19 protein-coding genes and 1 pseudogene are annotated in these 26,278 nt (G+C 68.2%); 10 read left to right on the top strand and 10 right to left on the bottom strand.

Annotated features, from left to right (window positions below):
- Positions 1-580: 580 nt before the first annotated feature.
- On the top strand, positions 581-925 hold the full coding sequence (locus ACTMTU_RS35275; protein WP_441267511.1) for a hypothetical protein: 345 nt from the start codon (positions 581-583) through the stop codon (positions 923-925).
- 68 nt (positions 926-993) lie between these two features.
- On the opposite strand, the gene ACTMTU_RS35270 is transcribed toward ACTMTU_RS35275, so the two are convergent.
- On the bottom strand, positions 994-1,509 hold the full coding sequence (locus ACTMTU_RS35270; RefSeq protein WP_441267510.1) for a hypothetical protein: 516 nt from the start codon (positions 1,507-1,509) through the stop codon (positions 994-996).
- On the bottom strand, positions 1,506-5,381 hold the full coding sequence (locus ACTMTU_RS35265; protein ID WP_441267509.1) for a polymorphic toxin-type HINT domain-containing protein: 3,876 nt from the start codon (positions 5,379-5,381) through the stop codon (positions 1,506-1,508). The genes ACTMTU_RS35270 and ACTMTU_RS35265 overlap by 4 nt, the downstream gene beginning before the upstream one ends.
- A 347-nt stretch (positions 5,382-5,728) precedes the next feature.
- Here ACTMTU_RS35265 and ACTMTU_RS35260 point away from each other — a divergent pair, with 347 nt between their 5' ends.
- From ACTMTU_RS35260 to ACTMTU_RS35250, 3 genes and pseudogenes are all read left to right on the top strand, one after another.
- Positions 5,729-6,238 carry a hypothetical protein gene (locus ACTMTU_RS35260; RefSeq protein WP_441267508.1) on the top strand — a complete coding sequence of 170 codons (510 nt, stop codon included), beginning with the start codon at positions 5,729-5,731 and terminating at the stop codon, positions 6,236-6,238.
- A gap of 27 nt (positions 6,239-6,265) precedes the next feature.
- Positions 6,266-8,476, top strand: a complete 2,211-nt coding sequence (locus ACTMTU_RS35255; protein WP_441267507.1) for a trypsin-like serine protease — start codon at positions 6,266-6,268, stop codon at positions 8,474-8,476.
- 365 nt (positions 8,477-8,841) lie between these two features.
- Positions 8,842-9,139: pseudogene (locus ACTMTU_RS35250) on the top strand (IS5/IS1182 family transposase); the annotation flags it as partial.
- A 116-nt stretch (positions 9,140-9,255) separates the two neighbouring features.
- On the opposite strand, the gene ACTMTU_RS35245 reads toward ACTMTU_RS35250, so the two are convergent.
- Positions 9,256-11,208, bottom strand: a complete 1,953-nt coding sequence (locus tag ACTMTU_RS35245; RefSeq protein WP_441267506.1) for a protein kinase domain-containing protein — start codon at positions 11,206-11,208, stop codon at positions 9,256-9,258.
- Positions 11,209-12,051: 843 nt separating this feature from the next.
- Here ACTMTU_RS35245 and ACTMTU_RS35240 point away from each other — a divergent pair.
- The 3 genes from ACTMTU_RS35240 (at position 12,052) to ACTMTU_RS35230 (ending at position 14,193) form a co-directional block, all read left to right on the top strand.
- Entirely contained in the window at positions 12,052-12,732 is a 681-nt protein-coding gene (locus tag ACTMTU_RS35240; protein ID WP_441267505.1) for a hypothetical protein, read from the top strand.
- Positions 12,733-12,867: 135 nt separating this feature from the next.
- Positions 12,868-13,209 (top strand): hypothetical protein, encoded by a 342-nt coding sequence (locus tag ACTMTU_RS35235; protein ID WP_441267504.1) that lies wholly within the window; start codon positions 12,868-12,870, stop codon positions 13,207-13,209.
- 504 nt (positions 13,210-13,713) lie between these two features.
- A complete protein-coding gene (locus tag ACTMTU_RS35230) occupies positions 13,714-14,193 on the top strand; it encodes an SAM-dependent methyltransferase (RefSeq protein ID WP_441267503.1) in 480 nt (159 codons plus the stop codon).
- 462 nt (positions 14,194-14,655) lie between these two features.
- Here ACTMTU_RS35230 and ACTMTU_RS35225 read toward each other — a convergent pair whose 3' ends face one another.
- From ACTMTU_RS35225 to ACTMTU_RS35205, 5 genes are all read right to left on the bottom strand, one after another.
- On the bottom strand, positions 14,656-15,069 hold the full coding sequence (locus tag ACTMTU_RS35225; protein ID WP_441267502.1) for a VOC family protein: 414 nt from the start codon (positions 15,067-15,069) through the stop codon (positions 14,656-14,658).
- Positions 15,066-15,650, bottom strand: a complete 585-nt coding sequence (locus tag ACTMTU_RS35220) for a dihydrofolate reductase family protein (protein WP_441267501.1) — start codon at positions 15,648-15,650, stop codon at positions 15,066-15,068. Before ACTMTU_RS35220 ends, ACTMTU_RS35225 begins: the two co-directional genes overlap by 4 nt.
- An 837-nt stretch (positions 15,651-16,487) precedes the next feature.
- Positions 16,488-16,967 carry an HIT family protein gene (locus ACTMTU_RS35215; RefSeq protein WP_441267500.1) on the bottom strand — a complete coding sequence of 160 codons (480 nt, stop codon included), beginning with the start codon at positions 16,965-16,967 and terminating at the stop codon, positions 16,488-16,490.
- Between the two features lie 848 nt (positions 16,968-17,815).
- Positions 17,816-18,853, bottom strand: coding sequence for a PP2C family protein-serine/threonine phosphatase (locus ACTMTU_RS35210; RefSeq protein WP_441267499.1), 1,038 nt, complete (start codon positions 18,851-18,853; stop codon positions 17,816-17,818).
- Positions 18,854-19,260: 407 nt separating this feature from the next.
- Positions 19,261-19,878: a TetR/AcrR family transcriptional regulator gene (locus ACTMTU_RS35205; RefSeq protein WP_441267498.1), complete on the bottom strand. Its 618-nt coding sequence runs from the start codon at positions 19,876-19,878 to the stop codon at positions 19,261-19,263.
- Between the two features lie 98 nt (positions 19,879-19,976).
- On the opposite strand from ACTMTU_RS35205, the gene ACTMTU_RS35200 reads away from it, so the two are divergent.
- From ACTMTU_RS35200 to ACTMTU_RS35190, 3 genes are all read left to right on the top strand, one after another.
- Complete coding sequence (locus tag ACTMTU_RS35200; protein ID WP_441267497.1) at positions 19,977-20,678, top strand: SDR family oxidoreductase; 702 nt, start codon at positions 19,977-19,979, stop codon at positions 20,676-20,678.
- A gap of 57 nt (positions 20,679-20,735) precedes the next feature.
- Positions 20,736-20,927 carry a hypothetical protein gene (locus ACTMTU_RS35195; protein WP_441267496.1) on the top strand — a complete coding sequence of 64 codons (192 nt, stop codon included), beginning with the start codon at positions 20,736-20,738 and terminating at the stop codon, positions 20,925-20,927.
- A 395-nt stretch (positions 20,928-21,322) separates the two neighbouring features.
- Complete coding sequence (locus ACTMTU_RS35190) at positions 21,323-21,895, top strand: dihydrofolate reductase family protein (protein WP_441267495.1); 573 nt, start codon at positions 21,323-21,325, stop codon at positions 21,893-21,895.
- A 225-nt stretch (positions 21,896-22,120) separates the two neighbouring features.
- Here ACTMTU_RS35190 and ACTMTU_RS35185 read toward each other — a convergent pair whose 3' ends face one another.
- A complete protein-coding gene (locus ACTMTU_RS35185; RefSeq protein WP_441267512.1) occupies positions 22,121-22,771 on the bottom strand; it encodes a hypothetical protein in 651 nt (216 codons plus the stop codon).
- Positions 22,772-22,955: 184 nt separating this feature from the next.
- Entirely contained in the window at positions 22,956-25,937 is a 2,982-nt protein-coding gene (locus ACTMTU_RS35180; RefSeq protein WP_441267494.1) for a BTAD domain-containing putative transcriptional regulator, read from the bottom strand.
- Positions 25,938-26,278 lie beyond the last annotated feature (341 nt).

The following is a 26,278-nucleotide window of genomic DNA, read 5'->3' as shown; positions in this document are numbered from 1 at the left end:
CCACCTCAGCCTGCTCCAACTCGCCTGCAGCATCATCTGCTTGAGACGACTCCGAACCTCATTCTGAAACGATCAGTTAGCCCCGGTCGGATGAGTTGTCGTACCACTCGATGGTCGTGCCGATGAGACTGGCGGCGACGATGCGCTTCAGCGAGCTCGGCGCTGGTGGAGCGGTTTCTGGGGCGGCCATGTACACCACTTCCGGACAGTTGGCGGGGACGTTGCGTGTCGCCACACCGTAGAAACACGCAGGTCAGGCGCACATGTGGCGGGGCAACATAGTTCGAGGGTTGGCTATACGTGTGGCCACCATGCCGGCTGGCGGAAGGCGGTCCCGGGCCTCGACGTTGAACGAAACGAGTGCCGTCCGGAACGCGTAATTCAGGGCGGTTTGACGATGCGTTGCTGGTGAGCCGCCGTGGGCAGGGGCAAGGCCCTGCGCCTGGCGCGGTGCGCGTTCGTTCCAGCAGACTGATAGGACGGTCCCCCCTGCGCAGGTCATGCTGAGCTCTTTCCAACTCCGCCGGGGCTTGCCGACGCAGATCCCTCGGCTGGGGCGGACGGAGGTGCAGGAGGCAGGATGGCTCCCGTGCCCACCATGGTTGTTGAGATCCACGTCCCGCTGCTGCCGACGCCGAACCTGGCGGACGGCGCCTACCCGTTCCGGTGGATCGAGGAGGTCGACGACTTCCTGGCCGGTCTCGAAGACGAAGGCGATGCAGAAGTCTTCGACGACGGAGAGGAGGACGGGGACGCTTACGTCTTCTTCGTCACCGGAGCCGGCGAAGACCATCTCCTGACGGTAGCTTCCCGCGTGGCCACGCTGCCCGGAGTCCCTGCGGGTACCTTCGCGGTCGTCAGCGACGACCAGGCCGAGGAGATCGGCGTGGGTCGGCGGGTGACGATTCCGCTGCCTGCGGCCTGAGGCTCGGCGCGTACCAGGGGGTGAGTGCCCGGCATTCGGGCACTCACCCCCTGTGCGTCACCGACTACTCAGGTGCCGCTCGAAGTGGACGACTGCAGCACCGTGCAGTCGGAGTTCCACGACGGCAGCTCGTGCCGGACCCGATCGAGGTCGCTGCCGAGGTAGTTCGGCGGCCCTTCAGGGATCCCGTGGACATCCAGAAGGTAGAAGTCCGCACGGTCTCCACTGACTGAATTCTTGCCGTCAGGAAAGAATTCCAGATCCAGTTGCCATCCGCCGCCGGTGATCCCGCAAGGGCGACTGGACGTCACGGTGAATGCCATCAGCTTGTGCTCCTGCGGCGCCCCGTTCCAGTGGAACGAGCGCAGTCCGCGGACCACAAGCAGGGCAGCATTTCCCGTTGGATAGTGCAACGCCGAACGCATCTCGAAGAGCAGCGCTGCACGATTCGCCGTCGGACACACTCGGCAATCCAGGAGTTGGACGTCGTCCAGGGCGTCTTGTTCCTTCAGCGGGTCCCAGCCGATGGGCTCCGGAGCCTGCTGATAATCCTGGGACGTGAAGAGATTCTCGATGATGGTCATGGGATCCGAATATGCCAGTAGGGGTCGGACTTCGCCATGTTCGCCGCCCCCGTGAACGGATGGATGATCTGACCAGCCTCGTTGAGGTAACTGATATAGCCGTTGGGGTACGGATGCGGCCCGCTGGTCACCGGATCCATGACGCGCACGTACCTGACGGACTTGTGGAATCCGTTCGCCACGGCTTCGGCTTCCTTGATGTCGTAGAACCACCCCTTCAGGTTGTTGGCCGTCGCAACGGCCTTACGGCCCTTGGGGAGCCAGAGCTTTTCACCCTGGGGCCCGACGATGTCGGCGATGAGACACCGGCTGTTGTGGACCAGCACCGGGGTGTTGCCCGCCAGCACATAGTACGTGTGCAGGTCGGCGACGGTGAGGTTGTAGGTCCGTGCGATCTTTCCGAAGGACCGGTTGCCCTCGACGGTGACGGTGCTTCCGTCGACGGACCTGAGGGTCATTCCGACGCTCAGTTGTGAAGCTTCCACCCATGCCTTCTGGGAAGGTGACCAGAAGGGGTGCTCGTGTGTGGCGGTCAGCTTCGCAGTGCCCTGCGCGGTGGCGACGGTGAGTTCGTTGAAGATCCTGTCGTCGTCGGTGACGATGAGATCTGTGACGGTGCGTGCTTCCGTCTTCCCGCTCACGGGATCAGTGGCGATGACGGAGTCGCCGACCTCGACGGACTCGATGTTCTTCACCGAGTTGTCGGCCATCAGCACCTTGGTGCCCGCCAGGAAGCACTGCGTGCACTTCTGGGCCATCTTCACGGCCCGGCTGCTGTCTATCGCACCCTCTACCCCTTCAAGCCCCTTCTTGAGGAGCTTGAGCTTGCCGACGGGAAGGAACGACAGGGCCGCGACGGCGCACTTTCCGAGCGCGGGATTCTTGACGCATTCCTTGGCGTCATTGAGACCCATGACCTCCCAGACGACCTCCTTCATGACGGGGTCGATCCCGGGGAACACGAGTTCGGCCTTGCCGTTCATGGCGGCGTAGGCGCACGGCGGGAGGCTGTCCCGGTTCATGGGGATGTAGCACTTCGGCTTCTTGTTCTCCGCCTCCCGCTGCTTCTGCCGCTGCTCCGCCGCAAGGCGGCGTGCTTCGGCCAGCTCGGCCTCGCGCTTCTTGACGACCTCCTTCCAGGCCGACTTGGCGAGCCCTTCGGCCTCTGCCGCGCTCTTTCCGGCCGCCAGCGCGTCCGCCCGCGCGGCATCAGCCGATTCCTGCGCGTGATACGCCGAGGTGCGTGCGTACGCCGCGGAGAACTCCGCGTCCGCGGCTGCTTCTTCGGCGTTGTCGGCGTCCTGCTGGGCGCGGTTGGAGGCGCTGCGTGCGGTGACGGCGGACGCCTTGGCCTGTGCGGCGCTCGTCTCTGCGCTGTCGGCGGCCCTGTCGGCGTCGGCCGCGTAACCCTGGGCCTGCTCGGCGCTCTTCTGGGCTTCGGCGGAGGCCACGGCGGCGTCGTAGGCCGCGTCGCCGGCGTCGGCGGCGGCCTTGGCGGCGTTGGCGGCGTTGAACCGGGCGGTGGCCGCGATCTTCCGGCCCTCGGCGAGAAGACGTTCGACCTGGGCGATGTGGGTGTAGGCCAGCTGGTCCTTGCGGTCGGCCATGAACCGGCCCGCCTGGACGAAGCCACGCACCTCGTCGGCGGGGGCGTTCAGGGCGATCTTGGCGGCGGCCTTCACCTCGGGTCCGCCGTCGTTGAACAGCTGTGTCGCGATCACCCGGTCGTCGCTCTGCTGGGCCTCGTACTGACCGCTGTTGAGGAACGCGAGCAGGGCCGCGGCGCTGCCGTCCTGAAGGGCCTTCGAGGCCGCTTCCTTGACGCCCGGGCCGCCCTCGTTGGAGATCTTGGTGACCGCGACGCGGTAGTCGGCGTTGGCCGCCTGGTGCTGACCGGTGAGGTAGAAGTCACGGATCTGCTCGTCCGTACCCGCCAGGGCCTCGGTGGCGGCGGTGCGCACCGCCTCATAGGGGCTGGCCGTCGCGATGTCGGCCACCTGCTGGCGCATCTCGTCCTTCGCGGCCTGGTCCCAGCCGGTCTTCAGGTACTCGATGACGTCGGCGTCGGTGCCGGACAGGGCCGCGACGGCGGCGTCCTTGCGCCAGGAGCCGAAGTACTTCATCGCCCGCAGGACGACCGGGCGTGCCTTCGCCGCGATCGCGGCCTCGTCGGCACCGGCCTGGCCGGCCTCGGCGGCCAGGGCCAAGGTGTCGTCCACGATCGCCTGGCCGTCGATCACCGTTTCGGAGAGGTCGACGGTGAAACTGTCCGACGCCGTCTTCTGGGACTTGGCCGCCTCGACAGCCGCATTGGTGCGGGTCGCCAGCTCCTCGGCCTCGGTCTCGCGGGCCAGGTCGAAGGTCTTCTGGGCGGTGGCCGACGCCTTCGTGGCGGCGTCGGCGGCGCCCTTGGCTATGGCGGCCTGCTTGCTGGCGATGGCCGCCTGGCTGGCCGCTTCACCGGCCAGGTCGGCCGCTTCCTCCGCGGCCTTGGCGGCGTTCCTGGCATGCGTGGCAGCCGAATTGGCCGCGTCCCGTGCCTCGTTGGCGGCGGTCGCCGCCCTACGGGCCAGCGACTCGGCCGCGGTGGCGGCGCGGTCGGCCTCGTTCGCGTGGCGGCGGGTCTCCGCAGCGGCGGCTCGGGCCTCGGCCGCGGATCCGCCGGCGGCCTCCGCGTATGCGGCGGCCTGGTCGGCGGCATCGGCCGCCCTGTCGGCATTGCCCTTCGCACTGCGGGAGGCGAGGGCCGCGTCGGCGGCGGCCAGCGAGGCCTTCCCGGCCTGCTCGGCGGCCTTGGCGGACTTCTCGGCGAGCGCCGCCGCCGCGAGGGCGTCCGCCGCCCGGTCGCGGGCGCCCTGGGCCTTGTTCTTGTCCTTGCTCGCGGCGATCGCCGCGTCAGAGGCGCGGGTGGCGGCCTCGGCTGCCGCCGCGGCCGCGTTCGCGGTCTGCGCCGCGGCCAGCGATGCACGACGCGCCGAGCGGCTGGCAGCGTTGGCGGCACCGATCGCGGTCTGCGCCGCCTGGGCCGCCGCACGGGCCGCGGAAGCGGCCTGCTTCGACTTCACCGACGCGAGCTGGGCGTCGTCCTTGGCGGCCTCGGTCTCCCTGGCCGCCTTCTCCGCCGCCTCCTCGGCCAGAGCCGAGGCGGCGATCGCCTTGGCAGAGGCCTCCTCCGCGGCATCGGTGGCGACCTCGGCCTGCTTGCCGGCCCGCTCCGCCTGCGCGGTCAGCTGCGCGATGGTGGCGTGCTCCTGGTCACGGTTGCGCGCGACGAACTGGCCGACCTCGAGGAACTCGGTGACATCGGCCGGCGTGCCCTGGAGCGCGAGCTGGGCGGCCGCCTTCACGTTGGGGCCACCGCTGTTGTAGAGCTTGGTGGCCTCGACCCGCTCGTCGGTCTCCTGCTCCTTGTACTGGCCGACCTCGAGGAACTGCTTGACATCCGCCGGGGTGCCTTGAAGCGCGGCATTGCCCGCGTCCTGCACGCCGGGGCCGCCGAAGTTGACGACCCGGGTCGCGTCCACCCGCTGGTCCTGCTCGTGCGGGGCCTTCCAGCCACCGTCCAGGAAGGCCTCGACGTCTTCCGGGGTGCCCAGAAGAGCCTGCTTCGCTGCCTCCCGCACGCCCGGGCCGCCGAAGTTCAGTACACGGGAGACATCGACCCGGTCGTCGATCTGCTGGAGCGCGGGCCGTTCGGCGAGAAACCTCCGTACGTCCTCGTCGGTTCCCAAAAGCGCCTGCTCGGCTGCCTCCTGGACGCCTCTGCCACCACTCAGCCAGAAGCTGACGACCATCCCGCGGTCAGGTGGTACGACCTCTTCGGCAACGGCCGGCGAGACTCCCAGCAGCCCGGCCGTGAGTGCGGCGGACACCACAGTCGCACAAGCGGCGCGGAGGGCAAGCCTTCCCGCCGGGCCGCTTCGTCGAAGTCTGTGCGTTCGCCCCGATCGTACGGGGCGTGATGAATGTTTCACCTGACGGTCCTTGTTCGGTCATAGCTGAATTCCACAGACGGCAGCCCATAGGAATGGACATGCAGATGCATGTCCGTTTTATTGCGAATTGCAGGGGAGTGATCGCGAGCGCGTAGTCTCCGAACCCCCCGGCCCTGGGGGGTTGTTGCCCCATACGCGTGGATCTTACATGTGCTTTACTTTCGCCAATCGGAGTGACCAGCTCCTGAATTGTTCTTCACATGACTTCCCCTTGAGAGGAATCCGTGGTGATAACCCCTGCCCGGAAGACGTTGCTGGCGGGCCTGACGGCCGCGCTCGTGGTGGGCCTCGGAGCCACCGCGCTGGCCGTCCCGCAGGCCGCTCCCGCCGCTACGAGCGCCGCGGACGACATGCCGGTCGCGGTCGAGAACTTCAACTACCCGGGCGCCGCCGAGATCTTCGCCAGCCGCGGGGTCAAGCTCAAGCGCGGCGACGGGCACCTCGTCCTCACCGAGGGCACCACCCTCGCCGAGTGCGACGATCCGTCGAACATCGCGATCGACTCCCGCAAGGGCATCTTCTGCTTCAAGGCCAACGCCAAGTCCGGCTTCCTGACTCTTGAGCTGCCCGACACCTTCGGCATCTGGACGCAGGACCACCCGGTGCAGGCGACGCTGACCGCCAACGGCCAGGACACCGTCGTCACGGCGCCCGCCAACGACAACATCGCCGTCGGCGAGTCCGGCGACACCGGCGTGCGCTCGGTCCTCGTCGAGCTCCGCGTCACCGGCTGACGTACCTCAAGAACAAGGAACCCCAACGTGTTCAACCCACGCTCGCGCAGAGCGCTCACCACCACCGCCCTCGCGGCCGCCGTCGTCACCGGTGCGCTCACCGCTCCCTCCGCACAGGCCGTCGTCGGCACGCCCGGCAGCAGCGGGGACTTCGCTTACACGGCCCGCCTGGCCATCGGTGACTACGACCGAAGCTGCGCAGGCACGCTCGTCGACGCCGAGTGGCTGCTCACTGCCGCCAGTTGCTTCGCCGACGACCCGGCGGCGGGCACCGCCGTGCCGGCCGGTGCGCCGAAACTGAAGACCACCGCCGTGATCGGCCGTGCCGACCTGACCGGCACCACGGGCGCCGAGCGCCGCGTGGTGGAGCTGGTCCCGCGCGCCGACCGTGATCTGGTCCTGGCCCGCCTGAACCGCCCGGTCACGGGCGTCACCCCGATCGCCCTCGCGACCGGCGCTCCCGCCGCGGGCGAGGCGCTGACATTCGCCGGGTACGGGCGCACCAAGACCGAGTGGGCACCGATGAAGCTGCACTCCGGCGCCTACACGGTGGACTCCACGGACGCCACCACGGCCGCTGTCACCGGCACGGGCGGCACGGCCGCGTGCGCGGGTGACGCCGGTGGTCCGGTGGTCCGTGGCACGGGCACCACGGCTGCCCTCGCCGCCATCAACCTCCGGTCCTACGGCGCCGGTTGCTTCGGCACCGACGCTGCCGAGACCCGCACCGCCGGTGTCACCGTCCGCGTCGACGACCTGCGTGACTGGGTCGGCGCGAAGGTCGGCGCCACCCCCGTCACCGACTTCAACGGTGACGGAATCGAGGACGTCGCAGTCGCCGACCCGGGCGCGACCGTGGGCACTCACAGCGGTGCCGGTGTGGTCCGGGTCGTGTACGGCGGCGGCAAGGGCACCGCCGAGATCAACCAGGACCTCGACTGGGTACCCGGCGGCGCCGAGGCGGGCGACTGGTTCGGCGAGAGCCTCGCGACCGTCGACTACAACGAGGACGGCTACACCGACCTGGTCGTCGGCACCCCCGCAGAAGACCTGGGCTCCGCGACCGCCGCGGGCTTCGTCGACGTGTTCTACGGCGCGGCCGGCGGTCTCGGCACCGGCACCACGAAGAACACGCACCTCGAGCAGGGCCAGGGCACGGGTTCCATCGGCGCGTCGGCCCCCGAGGCAGGCGACCGCATGGGCCACTCCGTCGCCGCCGGCACCACCGCCCAGGGCAAGCCGTGGATCCTGATCGGCCTGCCCGGTGAGGCAGTCGGCTCCCTCGCCAAGGCGGGCATGGCCTTCTACGTGCACGGCAACACCAGCGCCACGCTCCACCAGGACAAGCCGAACGTCCTGGGCGACGCGGAGGCGAACGACGGCTTCGGCAGCAGCGTCACGGGCGACGCCAACTACGTGGCCATCGGCGCCCCCGGCGAAGCCATCGGCTCCCTCGCCAAGTCCGGCAACCTGGCCGTCTTCAGCCACAAGCTGGACGCCGAGGGCCGGCCCACCGTGATCACGGGCATCGACCAGGACAACGCCGCCATCTCCGGAGCCGCCGAGGCCGGCGACGAGTTCGGCGCCGCGTTGGCCATGGTCGCCTTCCGCACCGCGGGCGCCACGAGTGCCAACGAATCGTTCCTCGCGATCGGTTCCCCCGGCGAAGCCGTGAGCGTGAACGAGGTCAACAAGGCCAACTCGGGCCGCGTCGTCCTCATCCGCATCGACGCCGCGGGCGCCTGGACCTACGTCCGCGAGTACAAGTCCGGCACCGCCGATGACACCGTGAGCGGCACCTCCGAGGCTGACGACCGCTTCGGCGAGGCCGTGACCGTCGTGAACACCGCCCCGCGCGCGACGGGCTCCACGGCGACGCTGCGCCTCGCGGTCGGCGCACCCGGCGAGGCCGTCGGCACCGCCGCCCAGGCGGGCGCGATCTCGACGTTCTCGCTCTTCGGCGCGGCCGGAGACAACGACCGCTGGATCGAGACCGGCGACGGTGACGGCATCCCCGGCACCCCGGCGGCCAAGCAGTTCCTGGGCAAGAGCATCCACTTCACCGGCACCGCGCTGTACGTCGGCATGGCGTACGGCCCGTCCACCTACGGCGCCCTCCACGCGCTGCCGCTGTCCAACGTGACGGCGGGCGGCACCGTCGCGCCCACGACCACGTACCAGCCCGGCACGGGCGGCCTCCCGGCCGCCGGGGCCCGCTTCGGATACGCGGCGCGGTAGCCACACCGGAGGCGGCAGCAGCCGCCGCCGTACAGGAGTCCCCGACGGTCGGACGAGACCGTCGGGGACTCCCCTTTTCCGGGGCAGCGGCGAGGTTCCGGGCCGGCGGCGAGTGGTCGGGTTCCGGCTGGGAGACTGCCGAGATTATGGTGCTCTGGCCCCGGCTCGGTGGAGTCGGGGTCGGCGACGTTTCCTTCCAACTTTTCTGCGCACGGCGGTTCTCGTCCTGCCGGTCCTACGGGCGGCAGGCTTCGCCGCCCGTTCCTGCGGCTGGCCGTGGACGACGGTGACCGCTTCCTCGTTGAGCAGAGCGTCTGCTACCTCCTTCGCGGAGGTGGCGAGACCGTCGTGCAGACCCCAGTTGCCCCGCAGGAACAGGTGGGGCCCACGACCTGTCTGCCGTCCGCTACAGCCACATCATCGGATCTGCGCACGACAGGTCGCCCAACCGCGCCTGCCAGGCGCTGGTCTCGGTCGCCACCGGCCTCAAGCGCCCGCCCGCCGGCTAACCCGGGACGGTCAACCGTGTCCTCGCACCAGGCCCGTGCGCCCGTCGAGCGAGGCATGGCCGGGCTGCGAAGTCCAAGGATCTTCCGCAGGTCACGCATCAGCCCGAGCCGGACGACGTCCATCCTGAGAGCCGTCCCTCAAATGGAGCGGTAACGCTGGAAGCGCTCATTGGAACGGGAGCACGAAACCCTCAACCTGGACCGTCACCGAAAGAAATCCTCGTCAAGGCGGGCCTTTTCAGGCCATAGATTTAAAAGGGAACTGATACCTCAAGATAGCCTATTCAGGGTGTCCTGGATGTCGAGGCTGATAGGGGCATCAGCCCCCAGTACACGGACGCAGTCCGGCAAAACCTGCTGCAGCAAAGCCCGCGCTTGAGTGGTGTTTTCCGTTGCTTCAAGGAGCCCTGCAGCGGAATATCGGGCCACGAGGGCTGCAGGCGAATCGGTACCGAAGGTACTCGCAACGTCTATGAGAACGCTATTCAGCTGCTCGAAATTCTCGTCCGGTCCCTCAATGTGTCGGATTGTCGCGGCGAGAAGCAGGCGAACGGGATACGTCCAAGCGCCGTCCATTCCGAAGACTCGCTGGCAGTCCGTCAATAGCAACCCGAGTTGATCGCGATTGGAGGCCAAGCTGATGGTGTTGTCTGCCAGCGCATGTACAGCCTGCGCGATACGGCAGACGATTGTGTCGGGTGCATCCGGGCCGAGATAGGAAATGCAATCAGAGAGGACGGCGGCATAAAGGTCACGCGCTGAGTCGGTTTCTCCCATGTCGCTGGACGTCCAGGCGTGGAGAATTCGCGCACGCAGCGTAATGACATGCCGAGCCCCGAGCGCGAGGTCGCAGTCACCCGCAAGCTCGGCAGCGAGACGTTGCGCCTCAGCGTGATCGTCACAACTGTGCGTGGCGTCAGCGTGATGCAGGCGCGCTTCGAGCGTGTCGACCGATTGGGGACCTAGATGGCGCACGCAGTCATCGACTACAGCGCTGAGCAACGCCCGGGCCTTGTCGGGCCTGCCGAATTCCTTGACTGTTCTGCCATGGAGGCTTCGTGCGCGCAGCGTTAAGCTGTCTTCGGCCCCGAGCATGCGGTCGCAGTCGTTCGCGAGCTTGTCAGCCAGATCCCGCCCCTGGGACAGCCATCCAGCTTCTGTCGTGCAGTGTGCCAGGTGAAGACGAGCCGTGAGTGTGCTGCGAGACCCAGCGCCGAGAGCGTGGGCGCAGTCAGATACTGCACCGCGCAGGAGGTTTCGGGCGCGACTCGCCTGCCCTCGATTCCCAATCTCCACGGCGTGCTCTACGCGGCGGGCCAAGTCCCTTTCTTGAGCCGTTGTTTCCCTCTCGCGAGGGGGGTCCTCCGAGTGGTCGATTTCCCTAATAAGCTCACCGATTCGGGCCCGCACGACGGCTGCGCCCTCCGGTCGGTCTTCGGGGTCCTTCGCGAGGAGATCCAGAACGAGTCGGTCGATACCGTCGGGCAATCCTGGGCGCCGGCTACTGGGTGCTGACGGTGGAGTATGGATGTGGCAGTGAACCACGGCGACCGGTGGCGAGTCGGGAGCGTAGAAAGGAGGGTGTCCGGTCAGCAGCTCATACAGTACGCATCCCAGCGAGTAGAGATCCGAGCGTGCATCGACGGCGCGCATGGCAGCTCGCTCGGGAGCCATGTACATAACCGAGCCGATAACCTCACCCGTGACGGTCAGATTCAGGGGTAGCGCTGCGCTTTTTGCGATGCCGAAGTCGACGACCTTCAGGCGGTTTCCATCTTCGGCAACGATGATGTTCTGCGGCTTGATGTCCCGATGGATGACTCCAGCATCGTGCGCGGCCTGCAATGATGCGCAGATTTGTCCTGCCCAATCTAGAGCCTGACGAACTGGAGGCGGTCCGGCGGCGATCATCTGTGACAGCGGCCGCCCGGTGAGCAACTCCATGACCAAAAAGTCCCGGGAGCTGCCATTGTGGTCCGTCCGATCGAAATCGTGCACTGTGACGATGTGATCATTGGACAATCCGCCAGCCGTAATGGCCTCCTGCCAGAAGCGGGCTGCAGCCTTTTCTGAGTCGAGTCCGACTCCAGAATGCGTGAGAACTTTGATTGCAACGTGGCGCTGCATGCGTTCATCAAACGCTTTCCATACCGAGCCAAAGCCGCCGCTACCGATTACTTTGATCAATCGATATCGTCCAGCCAATGCCTCATGCGGCTTCATGCGCCCCCCTCTGTCGCCCCACATCACCTGCGGTGATCATGTGAAGGCGTCGTGCAATGTTGTGCCTGCCATACTGCACGCCGAAGCACGAGCGCATGGTTCCCTTCGCTTGATCCAGCTGAGGCCGCTGGGGTGCCGCACCGGACCCCGCGCGGACCGCGTCACGTTGGCCACGTTGGCGGGCAATGGATTCGACCTCACCCTGATGACGCCGAACCACTACGGACGACATCCTGCCCGCCCGACACCCACCGAGGCCCTCGCCGCCGCGATCTCGACCACCTCGACTTCTACGCCGCGAACCTGGACTCCCCGCGCGAGGACCACCGTCGCCGTCCAGTACAGGGCGACGTGCGCTGTTTCCTGGTCTTGACCTCGATCCGGACGCCGGCGCCGACGACTAACCCCTCGGCTGCAAGCTCTTCAAGTCTCAACGGTGATCCCCGCGCTGTTCATGAGTCACTTATGCGCCACTGTCCGGGACGCGTCCCCGGGCTTCGCGGTGACCAGGTCCTCGGTACTGCCTTGGCATGGCGACGTTCGAGGAGTTCCTCCCGGGGCCGCCCTCCTAAGGCGGCACCGTGACCTGCGGAAACCATGCGCTGTCTCATGCCGTGTCGTAGTCGGTCTGTCTCACGGTCGTGTCCGAATCCTCGAACTGTCTACGGGGCACAAGCAGTTGGTCTGCGGATGGCCACCGAAGGGCCTCCGGGTGCGGCCGCGTGACTGAACCTGTTACCCGAACTGGGAGCTGACCTCCCGCAGGGCGGGGCTATCAGTTGGGTGGCGGGTGAGACAGACTGGGCCGGCCTGGGCACGCGACTACCACTTGGAGCACGTCGGATGAGCAGCAACGTACTGACCATGTACGGCGGGCCGAGACGAGTCGACGGCCAGGGTCAGGCGAAGGTGGCGGACATGGTCAGCTTCTCCGACGGGTCCGGGCCGGCGCCGTCGGCCGTGTACGTGGAGCGCGAACTGCCGCCGGGAGGCACGTCCGCGTACCTGGCGGCCCGGGGCGGCGGCGTCCGTTCCTTCGCCCTGTGGGCCGACGATCAACGCCGGGAGCGGGTGGCCACCGTGGTGACCCTCTCGGCCGGCGGCGGCGTCGCGAGGTTTCAGGTGCTCGGCGCGCACGGCGAGGTCATCGGCACGCTCATGCGCGAGAAGGCGCTCCGCGGCAGGGGCCTGCGCACCCGCTGGACCGTGCACCAGCCCGGCGGCTCCGAAGCGGTGGGCTTCAAGGGGAGGATCGTATGGTGGTGGATGTGGTGGCTCTTGCTGCCCCTGATGACGGTGGTCCTCGTGATCAGTGTCTTCGACAGCGTCCCTGGCAACGAGGGCGGCTTCGCACGCGCACCCAGGCGCATCCGGTGGCGCGCGAACGGGCAGGTCCCGCTCGAGTTCAGGTCCAAGGGCGACAAACTCCACGTACACGCACCTGGTGTGGACTGGCGGCTCGGGGCCGCGCTGATCGCCCTCCTGCGCAGCTTCAACGCGGGCGCGTGGGATTCGGTGAAGTAGTGCCCCGGGGAACGACGCTCCGGTGCGGTGCGGTGCGTGCTGTGGCGGCGGAAGTGGGTGTTCCGGGGCCGCGCACCGTAGAACTGGGGCCTCATGTCTGATCAGTGGCCAGCCCAACACCCGGCGCCAAGGCCCTTGCCCGGTCCGCCCGGCGGGTACGGGCCGCCGCGATTCCAGGAGGTCAGCGTCGGCTACCGGCGTTGGGCCGGCGTCCTGCTCTGGCTCGCGATCGCCGTCGCGGTTCTCATGATGGTCGCTTTCGTGGCCGGCATCGTCTTCCTGGTGAAGGCGGACGCGGACGTGGACAACGCCGCCTACGGCTATATCGCGCTCCTCCTCTGGTTCGGGATCGCCGCCGCGATCCCCGTGCTGCTGGCGCTCGGGATCCCCGCATTCGTCATGAAGCGGCGTGTACGGCAGCAGGAGCGGCTGGGCCACGATGCTGTGTACCAAGGGCACAAGGTCGGCGAACAGTAGTTGAGCGGGCCACGGGGCACCGGCGGCCACGCCTTCTGGCGCCGCATCCGCCTCATCCCGTTCGAACGCGTCGTGCCCACCGAGCGGGTGGCAAGGGCGGGAACGGCTCCAACGGAGCCTGCAAAACGAATACGGACACTCAAAGCTCAGCCTCGCGTCGCGCGATTACGAGATGGCCGATCCTCAGCCACCGACCGGAAACGAGTTCCGGGATGGCATGACCCCGCCGAGGAGGGCACCGTCTATCTCCGCACATGTGGCAAGACCAACTTCGCGTGCGGCGGTCCCGGCCGGCCCGTAGCGGTCGCCCCGGCGTCTCGGGGCCCTTCTCGGTCCACATGTAGACCGGCATGCCGACAACGCCCTTACCGCCCGGCTTTGTGGAGGTCCCAATCTCCGGCCCACACAGCAGCATCTTGTGGAGAGCCTGCTGGGCCAGAACACACTCCCGTGGCCCACGTACGGTGGACCATGATCGTTCCCTTCCTGTGAAAGGCGCAGCACATGTCAGAGAGCAGCGTCCCGGTTGAGGTGATCTCAAATCCGGTCGGCCGGGTGGTCGGCGGGCGGGCCGAGGTCCGCGACGACGAATGGGGGGAGGTGTCCGCGGTGATCAGGCTGGACGAGCGATTCGGACCTGACGCACTCGCCGGCCTGGACTCCTTCTCCCATGTGGAGGTCGTCTACCACTTCGACCGAGTCCCGGTGGAGAAAGTGGAAACAGGAGCCCGGCACCCACGCGGCAACACCGACTGGCCCCTCGTGGGCATCTTCGCCCAGCGGGGCAAGAACCGCCCCAACCGTCTTGGGGTCTCGCGCTGTCGCCTGTTGCGCGTCGATGGACTCGACGTCCACGTGCAGGGCCTGGACGCGGTCGACGGTACGCCCGTACTCGACATCAAGCCCTACATGGTCGAATTCGACCCCGTCGGCACCACCACCCAGCCCGCCTGGGCCACCGAGATCATGCGCCAGTACTACTGACACAGCCCCGGCTGTCATCCTCCTGCCCTCTACCAGGCGCGCGCTCGACATCACTCGTACTCGCGGAGCAGCTCCTCGATGTGCCGATTCGCCCCTTCCCGAGGGACGTCGAGATCCTGGGCATACCGACGCAGCAGCCTCTTCACGCTGTTGCGAGCTCCCTCGGCGACTGCGGTAGGCGGCATTGCCTGCGTTCAGTCACGTTGACGGCGCCGAGTGGCGGAGCCCTCTTTTACGTGCTTGGTCCTGTGGTGGGAGGCGACGCGCACGTTCCATTGAGGACAGCGTGCTCCGGAAGATTCCCGCGTCGACGGCCGGGAGCGGGGGAGGGCCGAAAGCCGATGAGGGCTTCGAGAGGGGCGGCGATGCGCAGCCAGGCGTCGGTGGGGGCGATGCCGCCGAGGCCGAGAGTGCACGGTCCTGAAAAGAAGGCGAAGCGTCGTCGCTCCGCTCACGCGGCGTTCAGGAGAAGTCCGCGGCGGTGATGCCGTCGGGGTGTCCGGGCGGCCACTCCACCCATTCGATCCGGTAGCCATCCGGGTGGGTGAGCCACGAGGTCTTCGGTCCGCGAGGGCCGCCGGGGTACTGGACAGGTCCCGGCTCCAGGCCGGCGTCGGTCAGTCGCTCCAGGGTGGCGGCCAGTGTGTCCGTCTGGATCGCAAGGTGGTCGAAACCGCTGCCCACGTCGATCGGTCCGTCGCCGGGACGGTGGACCAGCTCGAGCGAGGCCGCCGGTTCGCCGGGGAACTTGAGGATCACGAGGTGACTTCCGTCGCCGCCGTCGACCCTGCCCAGTTCGGCGTAGCCCAAGGCGGTGTAGAAACTGAGCGAGCGGTCCAGGTCGGTGACGCGGTAGGCGACGAAGAGTGTCTTCATACGGTCTCCTCGGGTCGACGTACCCGGTAGCGGAGGTGCGTGACGTCTCGGTCCTCGAGCCGGCGGACGAGGTCGAGTTCGATGTGATCACCACCGAGGTGGTCGAACAGCCGTCTGCCGTCCCCGAGGAGGACCTGAACCAGGTGGATCTCCATCTCGTCCATCTGCCCGGCTCGGAGGAGCGCTTGGGCCGCGCCCGCCCCATGGACCATGACAGGCCGGTCCCCGGCGGCCGCACGAGCCTGACGGGCGCATTCCTCGACATCCGTGACGAAACGCGCGTGGCCGGGTGGCACGTCCCCGTCATCCACCTGGTGCGTGAGGACGAAGATCGGCACGCCGTCGTGGTGGTCGCCCTGCCAGCGCCCGGCGAGTTCGAAAGTCCGACGGCCGGAGATTACCGCGCCGGTCGCCAAGGCCTCGCGGAAGACCTGGCCGCTCGGACCGTCGGACTTCCGGTCGTCGAGCCAGTTGAAGAGCCGTCCACCGGCACGTCCGAGCTCCTGCCCTGGCCGATCGTCCGGGCCGGCGATATAGCCGTCGAGCGACATCGACATGTACAGCCGAATCGGATTGTTCATCCTGGCCTCCATCTCTCCTCCATGACACCGGGATCCGGCGTTTCGTGATCTGCCGCCGGGGGCGGGAACGTCATAAAGAAGACTTCAGGCAACCGGCAAACTCATCGGCCCGACCCGCCGGTCCTGCCGGCAACCGCCGAAGACTGGCGCAGCGATTTGAGGGTCGGGGACGGAGGGACCCTCGCCCTGGCCTCGAACCGGACCCATCGCCCCGTGGGGCGTCCGCACCCGCACCAGGATCGCCTTCAGTCCCGGCAACAGCCGTCTGGCGATGGCCTACGATCACCGTCTCGTGCCCTGGAAGCCGGCCTGACGCCTTGACACAGCCGCACAGGGAGAAGTTGAAGAGACCGAGCCGGTAGACACTGCGGAAGAGGAACAGGAGGTCCCGAGGCACGGTCGTGGGACCTCGCACGATCCGGCTCAACGGCCGGAAGACGGCCCTGTCACGCCCACTCCTGCCTGGCTTGCGCTGACCGTTCGATGAACTGCTCGGCGAAGCGCAGAGGAAGCCGGAGCCGGCCAGATGGAGCCCGGTCTGGTGCAGCGCCTCACGGGGGAGTTGCTCCGGCGTCCAGTGCCACGCCTGCCGTCTGCCGAAGAGTGACGGCCGTGGCGCCCTCGCCGAAGTCGTCCTGCGCGAAGGCCGCCGGGCGGAGTAGCCGTTCTCCGAGGCGAAGATTGCCACTTGGGAGGAGGAAGCACGCCGGCCGCGAGGCTGCCAGCTTCTTCAGCGCCCCCAGATGTTCCTGCATGCCGGACTGAACGATCGCGTCGTGCCACAGCCGGCCGGCCACGCCGGGAGGGGCTCAATGATCTCCGGGCCGGGCCGGGCCGTCAGTCCATCGAACGCAACCGGTCCACTTCGCTGCCGATCGCATTCCGCAGCACGTCATGCTGCGGACCGAGCCTGAACCGCTCGTCACTCCACCGCTCACGTGGATACAGCCACACCGGCTTGCCCACCAGCTCGGTCGGCTCCCATTCGAAGCGCGGCCAGACATGGGCATGTAAGAACGGATCAGTGTTCCCCAGGATCTCCAGGTTGACCCGGCGGAAATCAGGGTCCAGCTGTCGGCAGGCCCGCTCGACCGCTTCTCCGAGTCGTTCCATGTCGGACAGAAACGACAGCCGCTTGGCCCTCGGCAGGTCAGACAGCCGTTGCACACCCGGCTCGTCCACGAGGAGGACCGAGTAGCCCGGCAGGAATTGAACGTCGCCGATCACCGCGAAGCCAGCCTCAAGCCGCCGCAGCACGGTCGGGTTCTGCCCCCGCAGAGAAGCCCCGATCCGATCCGTCCGCCAGTCACCGGTCATGGCCAGAACCTACCCGCAGGGGATAAAAACGCTGCTCTTCTTCCCCACCCCCCACTCACTTCAAGGCCCAACGACGCGCCCCGAACGTCCCGCACGCTTGACCGAGATCACGGGCGAGAGCTCAGGCAGGCGGCGACCGTCCGCCGTGTGGGTACGCAACAGCCGTACGGGAGGGCCGAGTGGGGGGCACCCCACAACGGTATGGATCTTCGAGTCAGTGTGACCGTGATCGGCTGCTGTCCGCCTGCCGCTGCTGATCAGCCTCTTCGGTTTCGCCGCGCTCTCGGCCGTCATCTCGAACAAGGCGATGAGCCTGGTCGCTCTAGCCTGCCCGCCTGGCGGCGGTGGCCGAGGGGGCCGCGCGCTGCCTGTCGCGGTCAACCTGCTGGCCGGCAGCCTGCCGGCAGCCTGTGCCTGGCCGCAGGTTCCGTCGCCGGTGCGCTGCTGGGCGGGCCGCTCCGGAGCGTTCCCGGACCTGGTGCTCATCCCCGCGCTGGCCCTGGCCCTGCTCGTTTCCGCGATCAGGCTCGCTCGCCACGACTGACTGGGCCGAGGCAACCGTCGGCGGGTGTCTCCCACGACTCGTGAGTAAGGGCCATCACGCGTCTGGACTCTCCGGCGACGATGGCGCTGGTCGGGGGCAGATGAGGAGCAGGGCGATGTCGTCGCCTGGGGTGGGTGCGTGCCCGTACGTGCAACACGAAGAAGGGTTCGCCGCAAGCCCCGGGCCAGGGCGGTCGGGTACGAGAGCACCGGAAACACTGCCGCACCCTTCCGCGCACGACGGTCCACCAACGTCCTCTTCGGCACCGCACGGCGGCCGGCTGCTCTGATCTACGTGCCGGGATCTACGTGCCGGTTTCGCCGTCGAGTCGGTCGATGAGGATCATCGCCACATCGTCCGCGAGGTGGCCTTCGGTGTGGCGGAGCAGTTGTTGGTGCAGCTCTTCCATGAACTCGGGTGGGACGAGGGCGTGGGCTGCTTCCATGGCCTCACCCAGGGGGAAGAAGTCGTTGTCCCGGTTGCGGGCTTCGATCACGCCGTCGGTGTACAGCAGCAGACGGTCACCGGGTACGAACGGATAGGTCTCGGGCTTTTCGGGAGGGCCGGTGACGAGGTCCTCCAGGCCGAGAGGCGGCAGCGGCGAGGCGGGCATCAGGGCCTGGACCTTGCCCTGGTGCAGCAGCAGCGGAGGCGGATGCCCCCGGTTGACCAGGTGCACCACGGGTTCGTCGGAAACCTGGGCGATCAGCGCAGTGGTGAATCCCTCCATCCGTACTTCCTCATCGTAGGCACCCGGCACGGCGGCCTCCCGGCGCAGCGCCGCCGCGCAGAGGTCCATGACCTCCACCAGGTCGTCCTCGTAGTGCGCGAACTGCCGGAAGGCGCCCAGCGCCACTGCTACGGCGCGGAGGGCGTTCAGTCCCTTGCCGCGGACGTCGCCCACGATCATCCGGACGCCGTACGGGGTCTGCACGGCTTCATAGAGGTCTCCGCCGACCTGTGCGCCGGTACCGGCCGCGAGGCACATGCTGGCCGCCCGCAGCGGGCCCAGCCGGGCGGGGACAGGCCGCAGTATGACGTCCTGTGCTGCCACGGCGATGCGGCGAACCTGGTCCAGCTCGCTCTGCTTACGAGACTGTGCCGCGCTGCTCAGGATGAAACCGGCCGCGGTGACCAGGGCAAGAGCCAGGAAATTGGTATAGACCTGCAAGGTGCCCCAGGCCTGGTTATAAGTGGCCGTGGTCGTGCTGATCGCCAGTGCGAGAGCCGCCGCCGACAGCGTGCCCCTGGGGCCCACCGTCACCGCTGCCAGTGCCGGTATCGCAGTGAGCAGCGGACCGGTATAGATGAAATGCGCCGGCGTGAGCTCGATGACCAGCACCGCCAGCCCGAGCGCGAACGGTACGCACCGCGCCAGCGTGAACCGGACCGGGCCAGGGGCGCCCGCCCTTGGCCGAGTGGGCGAGTGGAAGAGCCACTGCATGGGTCCAGCCTGCCTCGCGGAGACTCTTGTGGCCTCTCGGGAGCTGGTGACCGCGATCGGGAACCCCGTGGCGCTGCTGTGCCCGCCGTGTCGAGGGCGCCCTCACCTGGGACGCCGACCGCGTGTCCGGTGGGCGGGCGACAGGGCTTGATCAGCGACTCATTCGCCTGTGATCCGCTTGCCCTTGTCCAGCGCTGCGTCCCTTTCATCCTGTGACGCTTCGCGACCAGGCCTTCCGGTCGGGGGCCGACTTCGACGCCCTGGTACGCGACTCCGCCCGCCCCGCCCGGACTCGGCGGCCGGTGTCAGCCGGACCCTGCCCCTGTCGTGCCTGTCATGCCTGCCGTGTCGAGGAGCGTGGTGGCCATCGAGATGGCGAGGCCGTCCGTACCGGTGCCCTGGACGACGCCCCATGAGTTGGCCCCGTCGAAGACGACCGTGAGGTGTTGTGCAAGTGTCGCGGGGTCGTGCGCCCCGCCGGCCTCGGCCTCGTTGCGGAAGTAGCCGACCAGCGCGTTCTTGTGGCGGCGCGCGGCTCTGCTCCCCGGATGGTCGGGGTGCTTGAGCTCAACGGCAGCGGCCACGAACGGGCAGCCGTGGAAGTCGGCGTCCGCGGACAGCTCCTCCAGGCGTCGGAAGACGTGGAGGATCCGTTCCCGGGGAGGCCGGCTGTCGTCGGCTGCGGGGAACAGGGCTGTGCGATAGGCGGCCGCCGTGCGTTCCAGGCTCGCGGCGATCACTTCGTCCTTGCTGTCGAACAGCTGGTACATCGAGCGCTTGGACACGCCCGCGGCGCGGCACAGCGCCTCGACGCCGATGTGCATGCCCTCCCGGTAGAAGAGGTCCGCCGCGGCGTCGAGGAGACGGTCGCGGGTCGAGGGCGCTGCGGGAGCTGTGACGGGGGCGGAGGTCGCTTCGGTCATGCGGCCAGCTTACGTCCCCGCTTGCCTTGTGGAAACCGATCGGTTTACCGTTGCGGAAACCGATCGGTTTCCATTGCTCTTTTCTGGAAGGCCTCTCAATGACTCACATCAAGAACTCCGTCGCGCTCGTCACCGGCGGCAGCCGCGGTATCGGCAAGGAGCTGGTGGAGCAGCTGTTCGAGCGCGGTGCGAGCAAGGTCTACGCAACGGCCCGCGACCCGCGCACCGTGACCCACCCCGACGCCGTGCCGCTGGCCCTGGAGGTCACGGATCCGGCGTCCGTAGCGGCCATGGCCGAGCGGGCACAGGACATAACGCTCCTGATCAACAACGCCGGCGCCTCCGTCGGCGGCTCCCTCCTTCACGCCCCCGTCGAAGGCATACGCCAGGACTTCGAGATCAACTTCTACGGTCCGCTGCTCGTCACCAGGGCCCTGGCCCCGGCCATCGAACGCAACGGCGGGGGGCACGTCCTCAACGTCCACTCCGTGCTCTCGTGGCTGGGCGTCGCAGGCTCCTACAGCGCCTCCAAGGCCGCCCTGTGGCAGCAGAGCAACGCCCTGCGGCTGGAACTGGCCCCGCTTGGCATCACGGTCACGGGCCTGCACGTCGCCTACGTCGACACGGACTTGACGGCCGACGTGGAAGCCCCCAAGTCCAGCCCCCGCGACGTCGCCGCGCAGGCGCTCGACGGCGTGGAGCAGGACGCCTACGAAGTCCTCGCCGACGACATCACACGGCAGGTCAAGGCCGCGCTGGCCGGCGACGTGGCCGCGCTGTACCGCCAGTTCGCGGCGTGAACAATCAACGCGCAATTCAAGCTCTACGCCGGGCAGCGGCAGGTCTTCGAGGAGTACATGGCCCAGACGGTCAAGGACGGCGACGATCCCACCATCGTCGCCAAGGCGATCATCGCCGCGGCGACCGACTCCAAGCCGAAGCTGCGCTACGCCGCCGGCGCGCTGACCGGACGCGTCCGCATGCGCCGCCTCGTCCCCGCCCGGATGTTCGACCAGCAGCTGCGAAAGCTCAACAAGCTGCCCGCCTGACGCCCCGCCTCCGCCCACCAAGGCCCAGCGGCAAGAGAGCGAAGGTCGTCATGAGCTCCCCTCCGGCGGACGCGTGCAAGGACCTGTCCGTGGAAGGTCCCTCCGTGACGTTCGCCTACCGGCGCACGGCCCGCCGGGCGACATCCCGCTGGTCCTGCTGAACCGTGTCCGCGCCACCGCCGACTGTTGGGATCCGGAGTTCCTGGACCACCTGGCCGGCGGGCAGTGGCTCGACCCTCACGGACGATCCGGATGGCCGAGGCTGCCGGATGGCGATGAGTTTCTTCGTGATCCGCGGTCAGAGATCACGGTGGGTGCGCCGCTGCCGCGCATGTGGTCGAAGCGCACCGACCGGACCTGCTGAGAACCAGATACGAGATGCAGAGGAACCTTAGATGCGTACCCTGATCAGCACCGCGTTCATGTCCCTCGACGGCGTCGTGGAGGCCCCTGGCGGCGAGCCCGGTTACCGCAACTCCGGGTGGACCTTCAAGGACATCGAGTTCCTCCCCGAGGCGTTCGACATCAAGGGCCGCGAGCAGCAGGAAGCCACCGCGATGCTGTTCGGCCGGACCAGCTACGAGGCGTTCAGCCCGGTCTGGCCGGACATGGAGGAGTTCGCCGACTACAAGCCGATGCCGAAGTACGTCGTCTCCACCACCCTCGCCAAGGACGACCTGGTCCCGAACTGGGGCGAGACCACGATCCTGCGATCGCTCGACGAGGTCGCCGCACTGAAGGAGACTGAGGGCGGTCCGATCATCATGCACGGCAGCGCAAGCCTGAACCGGAGCCTCTCCGACGCCGGCCTGATCGATCGCTACCACCTGCTCGTCTTCCCGCTGCTGCTCGGCGCGGGCAAGCGCCTGTTCAGTGCCACGGACAAGGACACCCAGCAACTGAAGCTCGTCGAGCACGAGGCGTACGCCAACGGCCTGCAGAAGAACGTCTTCGACGTCGTCCGCTGACCAGGCTCCCACGCCGGCCGGGCCGTTGTGCGGTGCGGTCCTCCGGGACCGGCCGGTGGAGCCCGGCGGGTGGCGACGGCCTCGGCCTGTTCCTCCAAGTGGGCGGCAGCCACGCCCCGTTCCCGTACAGCCGCTGCGGGAGTCGATTTACGGCCACCCGGTCAGCCGGACGAGGACGGCCTGGAACGGCTGCAGCGGTCGGCGAGGTGCGAACAGGCACGGACCTCAGTTGGCCCAGACGACCGGGCTGTCGCGGTACGCGTCTCCCTCGTCGAACGAGGCGGCGGTGACGGGCGAGCCCTTCGTGGCGCTGAGCGCGCAAGTCTCGTACGACGCACCCTTGGTATTGAACTCGGCGGGCGCGCTCTCGCTGTCGCACTTGCCCGGGAGGTCGCCGATCAGTACGACGCCCGTGCCGCTGCCGCCTTCCAGCACACCGTCCAGCTTCAGCGACGCGTACGCCAGGTCGGTGCCGCCGACGTTCTCCACCTTCATTTTGATGAAGTAGGGCGTCATTCCCTTTGCCTTGGCGCCGAAGGCGGCCATGTCGGACTCGGTGCCCTTCTCGATCGCCGTGACAGTCACGGCGATGGTGCCCTTCTTCTCGCTCGTGTACTCGAACGGCAGGACAGCCCTGTCACCGACCTTGAGTTTCGTGCCCGGCGCGGTGACGTCCCCCTCGGCGGGAGCGGCACTGTCGTCGCCGCTGCCCGCAGCCGTGCTCTCGCTGCTCGGCTCGGCCGATGCCGGGGCGGGGGTCGACGCCGCCGGTGAGTCCTGCGCCGCCGACCCCTCCTCGTCGCTGTTGCAGGCCGAGAGGCCGAGACCCATGGTGACCACAGCGGCCGCGAACACGAAGCGTCCCTTTTGCACAATTACCTCGCTGGTAACGAGAGCTGTCCGATACGGCAGCTCGAACGTTCAATTGCTTCAGAAATGACAGGCGACACAGCCGGACATGCCGGATCGGCTCGCCGACGGCTTTTCGTTGCCGAGGCGCACCGTGACACATCCCGGAATACGGCGGGCACACGCCGGGAATACGTGGTGTGCGGAGGGCTCAGCGGATCTTGGATCCCACGGCAGCCGCCTCGTCGGCCAGGTTTCTCGCGGCGGCTTCGTCTCCCGCCGCAGCACGCAACCGGGCGAGCCTGTCCAACAGACCCGCAAGCAGGTACGGGTAGTCGATACGGCGGGCCACCTCGACCGCGCGTTCCCCCTGGCCGATCGCGGCTCGCAGATCATGGCGGTCGTACAGGCGGAGATCGAGCAGGTCGATGAGAACACGGGTTTCGAACATGGGGTCATGGAGGGCACGCGCGACCTCGACGCCTTCGAGGAGACGGCGGCGCGCATCGGCGTACTCACCTCTGGCAAGGTGGAGACAGCCCCAGGCATGGGACAGGTAGAACGCGCCCGAGGGCCCGACGTCCGAGGCGTACGCGGTCAGCTCCGCGAACGACTCCTCCGCCTCCGCGTGATGGCCAAGTGCGAGCTGCGCCTGGCCGAGCCAGTAGGTGTCCCGCGCGATCAGGGTCCGGATCCCCTGCTCCCGTGCCCCGGCGAGGATCTCCGTGAAGACCTCTACCGCTGTCCCTGGCCTCCCCGCCTGTAGGTGAGCGAGGCCGACCTGTGAGTACGCGTGGAGTGCGGCCGCAGCCTGGCCGCCGGCGTCGAGCCGTTCGTAGGCCTCGCTGCCCGCCCTGATCGCCTCGGTCAAACGTCCGTTGGGCACGAGGAAGAACGGCGCGTTACTCAGCGCCTCCAGGTAGCCCCGCCGGTCCCCGATCTGCTCGAACAGGACCATGGCCTCGGTGTTCGACTCTTCGGCCGGACCGTACCGACGCCGGGTGTAGCGCAGTCCGGCCATCGAGATGAGCAATCTGGCCCGGCCCCGCACGTTGCCCGCGGCCTTGGCCAGGCCCATCGCCGTGTCGTAACACTCCTGCCAGTCGTCGAAGTACCGCTCCGTCTCGAACAGCGCGTGTCCGCCCACGGCCAGCTCCCAGCAGAGCTCGTCCTTGCCCAGCTCTGCGGCTTGCCGCACACCTGTCACCAACGGGATACGCTCCGAATCCAGCAGCGCCATCGGCGGTACGGAAGGCGGCAGGCTTGCCTCGACGCGATCCGGCCGCCACCGGGAGGCGTCCTGCTGGAACATGTTCTGGCCCATGTGGTCACGGTCGGCGATGTCCGTCAGGGCCAGGAGGGCGCTGAGGACGCGGCAGACGGCATCGTCCCGGGTCTCCACCGACTCCTCCACATCCGCGCGTTCTCTTGCGTAGGCACGAATCAGGTCGTGGAATCCGTAACGCGCCTGACCGTTCGGCGTTCCGGTGACATCGAGCAGGTGGACGTCGACCAGCTCGTCGAGGAGTTCCTGGGCCGCGCGCAGTTCGGTGTCGACCGCGGCGGCCGCCGCCCAGAGCGGGAAGTCGGGGGCTTCCAGGAGCCCGAGGAGCCGGAACAGCCGCCGTGCCTCGGGTCGGAGCCCTTCGTAGCTCAGCCCGAAACTGGCCCGTACCTCGAGATCGCGATAGCGGAGCGCGTCCAGCCGATGCTGTTCGTCCGCCAACCGCGCCACGAGATCCGCCAGGCGCCAATGCGGTCGTGACACCAGGAGCGACCCGACGATCCGCAGCGCGAGCGGCAGCCGTGCACAGAGCCGGACCAGGTCGGACAGCGCTGCGGGAGGGGCCGAGGCCAACCGGTCGTCCGTGCTGTTGCGCAGCATGGCCAGACTGTCGGCCTCGGACATCGCGCGGAGCTCTGTCCGGTGTGCGCCGCCAAGACCACCGAGCCGCACACGGCCGGTGGCGATCACCCCACACGTACCGCTGGCCGGCATCAGGGGAGCCAACTGCTCCTCGTCGTACGCGTCGTCGAGCACCACCAGGATCCGGCGTTCCGCGAGCATGCCCCGGTAGAGATCCGTGCGCTCCTCCGGATCGTCCGGCACGGCGGTGGCGGGTACTCCGAGCGCACGCAGGAACCGACCGAGCACAGTGACCGGGTCGACCGGCTGGGTGCGTGCACCGGCCAGTGCCGCGAACAACTGCCCATCGGGGTAGGCGGACCTGAGACGATGCGCGGCCTGCACCGCGAGCGCGGTCTTGCCGATCCCGCCAGGGCCCGAGATGGTCACCACCGCGGCCGGCTCGTCGGCTGCCCGGTCCTTGCGGAGCACTGCCTCGATCTCCGCGAGCTCCACCCGCTGGCCGCTGAAGTCGCCGAGTCTCGGAGGCAGCATCCGGGCGGTGCCGGCGGTCCGGTGTTCCGGCCCCTCTGTCGCGATCACCGGATCCAGCGCGGGGTCCCCGCCGAGGATGGTCCGGTGCAGGTCCCGCAGCTTCCGCCCGGGCTCCAGACCGGTCTCCTCGGCCAGGACGTCACGGACCTGGGCATAGGCCAGCAGCGCGTCCGCCCGCCGGCCACAGCGATACAGCGCGAGCATGAGCTGGGCCCACATCCGCTCGCGGAACGGGTGTTCCATCGTCAGCGCGGTCAGCTCGCCGAGAAGCTCGCTGTGCCGACCGAGCCGCAGGTCGACGTCGATCCGCTCTTCGAGTACACCGAGCCGCAGTTCGTCGAGGCGAGCGGCCTCCGAGGTCAGAGCCGGGACATCGGCGATGCCGGCGAACGCGGGCCCCCGCCAGAGGCCCAGGGCCTCGTCGAAGTGCCGACGCGACTGATCCGGATCACCGGCCGCAAGCGCCGCTCGGGCCAGGCCCGCCAGATCTTCGAAACGCGCGGCGTCCAGCTCGTCGCGGTCGGCACGCAGCACGTAGCCCTGGCCCTGCCTGGCGATGCGTCCCACATCCCCCAGGTGCTGCCGGAGCCGGTGGACGTAGGTCTGGACGTTCTTGGCGGCACTCTTCGGCTGCGCCTCGCCCCAGATGGCGTCCGCCAGCGCGTCATCGGCGACCGGTCGGCCGACCCGGCACAGCAGGACCGCCAGGAGCACCCGCCCTTTCGGTGTGCCCAGTCCCAGCGGTACGCCGTCCCGCCACACCGTCAGCGGGCCCAATACCCCGAAGTCCACAGCCGTCCCCCGCCTTTCGACGGTAACTCTAACGGCCGCCGGCTCCTCACCGGCCTGGCCGCGCGTGCTGCCTATCGTCGCTTCCGCGGGTTTCCGTCACGACGGACGGAGAGATCACTCCTGGACCGATGGTTCGGGCGGGCGGGGTGGGGAAGAGAGGCTCTCCGGTACGGCGTGACGGTCTCGTGTACTGGCGAACTCGACTTCATGGAGCGATGAAAGACCACAGCCGAGAACGGAGGTACCGCGTCAAGCCTTATGCGCCACTCGGGCCAGGCGGGCCCGCCCGGCGCCCCTGGACCTCTCATGACGGCTCACGCTGCGCTCATCTTCCTGGCGGC

The sequence above is a fragment of the Streptomyces sp. OZ13 genome (assembly GCF_052068155.1).
GTDB lineage: Bacteria > Actinomycetota > Actinomycetes > Streptomycetales > Streptomycetaceae > Streptomyces.
The sequence above is the reverse complement of the archived record's forward strand: the minus strand, read 5'-3'. Positions and strand labels throughout refer to the sequence as shown.

Coding starts and splice junctions, on each gene's coding strand:
- ACTMTU_RS35220 (WP_441267501.1), bottom strand. CDS start 15,650: ATGAACAATCCGATTCGGCTGTACATGTCGATGTCGCTCGACGGCTAT.
- ACTMTU_RS35275 (WP_441267511.1), top strand. CDS start 581: ATGGCTCCCGTGCCCACCATGGTTGTTGAGATCCACGTCCCGCTGCTG.
- ACTMTU_RS35240 (WP_441267505.1), top strand. CDS start 12,052: ATGAGCAGCAACGTACTGACCATGTACGGCGGGCCGAGACGAGTCGAC.
- ACTMTU_RS35215 (WP_441267500.1), bottom strand. CDS start 16,967: ATGACCGGTGACTGGCGGACGGATCGGATCGGGGCTTCTCTGCGGGGG.
- ACTMTU_RS35245 (WP_441267506.1), bottom strand. CDS start 11,208: ATGAAGCCGCATGAGGCATTGGCTGGACGATATCGATTGATCAAAGTA.
- ACTMTU_RS35225 (WP_441267502.1), bottom strand. CDS start 15,069: ATGAAGACACTCTTCGTCGCCTACCGCGTCACCGACCTGGACCGCTCG.
- ACTMTU_RS35190 (WP_441267495.1), top strand. CDS start 21,323: ATGCGTACCCTGATCAGCACCGCGTTCATGTCCCTCGACGGCGTCGTG.
- ACTMTU_RS35205 (WP_441267498.1), bottom strand. CDS start 19,878: ATGACCGAAGCGACCTCCGCCCCCGTCACAGCTCCCGCAGCGCCCTCG.
- ACTMTU_RS35270 (WP_441267510.1), bottom strand. CDS start 1,509: ATGACCATCATCGAGAATCTCTTCACGTCCCAGGATTATCAGCAGGCT.
- ACTMTU_RS35230 (WP_441267503.1), top strand. CDS start 13,714: ATGTCAGAGAGCAGCGTCCCGGTTGAGGTGATCTCAAATCCGGTCGGC.
- ACTMTU_RS35195 (WP_441267496.1), top strand. CDS start 20,736: ATGGCCCAGACGGTCAAGGACGGCGACGATCCCACCATCGTCGCCAAG.
- ACTMTU_RS35200 (WP_441267497.1), top strand. CDS start 19,977: ATGACTCACATCAAGAACTCCGTCGCGCTCGTCACCGGCGGCAGCCGC.